This is a genomic window from Parasynechococcus sp., from assembly GCF_042954245.1.
GTDB lineage: Bacteria > Cyanobacteriota > Cyanobacteriia > PCC-6307 > Cyanobiaceae > Parasynechococcus.
The window spans coordinates 1-2495 of sequence record NZ_JBGKDP010000216.1; the positions used below are offsets into that span (position 1 = coordinate 1).

The 2495-nt window shown below is 65.8% G+C and carries 3 protein-coding genes; all 3 read left to right on the forward strand.

From position 1 onward, the window contains the following. Positions 1-534, forward strand: a 534-nt coding sequence (locus tag ACGVJ8_RS09775) for an RNA methyltransferase (protein WP_392347641.1), incomplete at its 5' end; no start/stop codon positions are given. A gap of 28 nt (positions 535-562) precedes the next feature. Then, on the forward strand, positions 563-1708 hold the full coding sequence (locus ACGVJ8_RS09780) for a serine hydrolase (protein ID WP_392347643.1): 1146 nt from the start codon (positions 563-565) through the stop codon (positions 1706-1708). Further along, the coding region (locus ACGVJ8_RS09785; RefSeq protein ID WP_392347645.1) for a DUF3370 family protein at positions 1705-2495 on the forward strand (791 nt) is incomplete at its 3' end. The genes ACGVJ8_RS09780 and ACGVJ8_RS09785, both read left to right, overlap by 4 nt.

The following is a 2495-nucleotide window of genomic DNA, read 5'->3' on the forward strand; positions in this document are numbered from 1 at the left end:
TGCCGCCGCACCGTGGGCAGTTGCGGACGCCTGGACCATGGCGAGATTCCCCTGCAAACACCCGAGCAGGCCCTGGGTTGGTTGCTGGGAAGCGATGGCAGCGGCTCCAGCACCGACGCCCCCGTGGCCTTGGTGTTCGGACGGGAAGACCGCGGCCTTAGCAACAGTGAGCTGCGGCTCTGCCAGAGGGTTCTCTGCCTACAGAGCGGTGAGGCCTATCCCTCGCTGAATCTCTCCCACGCCGTGGCGGTGGTGCTGCATGAGTTGGCTCGCCTCAACAGCGGGACCACTGAAACCTGCTGCATCGAGCCCCCATCGCCGGACCCGGCAGCCGCCAAGGCCCTTTCAGCCTGTCTCGACGACGCAACCGACCTGCTGCTGGAGGCCGGTTTCCTGCTGGAGCACACCGCCGCCGCCCGCATGGCCAAGGTGCGGGATCTGCTGCAACGCGCCACGGTGCGCGCCGAAGAGGTGGCTCTACTGCGGGGAATGGTGCGCCAACTGCGCTGGGTCATCCGCGCCAAGCGCCCCTAATCTCTGCCGAACAGTCACGGCTGAAAGGTTGAGCCGCAGTCGTTCGTCACGTCGCTCCGCCGGCTGGAAAGGCCCGGGCCAGCTCATCCTGCGGCTGGTGTTGATGGGGGTGGGTCTGGGACTGCTCACCGGTAGCGGCCTGCGGCTGCTGGCGCCGCGCGTTCAGCAACAGGAGATCTCACTGCCCAGCTTGCTGGCCGATCAAGCGCTGATCACCACGCTGCTCGGTGACGCCGTGGAGCCGCCCAGCGCTGAGAACACCCCAAACAAAAAGGCTGCGCCTGCCGTGGCAAAGGGCCTGAAGCAGGCACGCTTTGCCCCCAGGCAGGAAATCAAGGCGCTGTCTGAGCGCTGGCTGGAGCTGGCCGCGCAACAGAGCGATCTGCAGGCCAGCGCCTACATGCTGATCCTCGACGACGGACGCTTTGCGGCCATGCAGGCCGAACGGCCGATGGCTGCCGCCAGCTCGATCAAGACGCCGATCCTGCTCGCGGTGCTGGAACTGCTGGATCAGGGAACACTGCAGTGGAACGAACCGCTCACACTCACCGAGCAGCTGGTGGGGGGAGGCGCCGGTTGGATGGCCTCCCGGCCCCTGGGCAGCCGCTTCCCCACCCATGAGGTAGCCACGGCAATGATCCGGGTGAGCGACAACTCCGCCACCAACCTGATCATTGCCCGGGCAGGGGGAATGGATGCGATCAACACCCGCTTTCAGGACCTGGACCTGCCCTCTACCGTGGTGAACAACTGGCTGCCGGATCTCGACGGAACCAACACCACCAGTGCCAGAGATCTCAGCCGGGCCATTGCCTTGGTGGATAGCGGTGAGCTGCTGGCTCCCCGCAGCCGGGATCTATTTCGCGAGGTGATGGAGACGTCAGTCACCAACACGCTGCTCCCCAGGGGCTTGATGCGCGGCCTCGGTGGCGCCCAGGGCGAACCAGACGCAAGCCTGGCCCGCAAGGGGTACCGCGTCTACAACAAAACAGGTGACATCGGCATCGCCTACGCCGATGCCGGGCTGATCGAACTCCCCGACGGACGACGCGCTGTGGCGGGATTTCTGGTGGAGGGCCCCTTCAACGACCCCCGATCCACCGAACTGATCCGTCAGCTCGCCGCTGCCATGGCGCCGCACCTCAAACCCATCCCTGTTCCGCCCAAGCCATGAAGCTCGCCCCGCTGTTGTCTGCTGCCTGGCTGGCTGTTGCAGCAATGCCCGGCACTGCGGAGGTGATTGAGCGTCAGCAGAGCGTTCGCCCCCTGTCGGGAGCCCTCGACAGCGTGTTGATGGTGAACGACAACAACCCTGAACTGATCGAGGACGATGGCATCCTGATCTCGACCTTCCCCGATGGGGAAGCGGCGGCAGTTCCGGTGGTGCTCAACGGTCGCTTTGACCTGTTCAGCCACCACGTGTATGCAGGTGATACGGAGGGCAGCCCCAGCTCAACCCTGTGGCTGGCGGTGCTGGCGGCTCCGCTGGGGAACGCTTCTGTGACCCTGCAGCTGCTCTCGGGCAGCACCTCGCTCTCGCAGGCCACGGAGCCCGGCCAGACCCAGGCCCCCTTCTTGCCCTTGCCGAGCCTGATGACGGAAACCACCGAAGTGATAGCGGCAGGGCCCGGCAGCCGTGTGGCCGGAGATCTATTGGCCGGCCGCAGCGCAGCGGAACTCACCAACCGCCGGTGGAGCCTGGCTCCGGGCGCACCCACACAGCTGCTGCTGTTGCCCATTCCCGTGGCCGGTCTCGATCCACTGCTCAACGGCCGCAATCTGCAACTGCGCTTTCACACCTCCGGGCCGGTGGCGATGGCCACCCTGGCCGCCCACGGTGAGGACGGAAAAGCTCCAAAGAAGCAGCACTGGCTGCAGCTGCTCAAGGACCAGCGCATGAGCAGCAAGGAGCATCAACCCACCCCACGGGGCAGCACGGGCAAGATCATTTATTCCCGGGT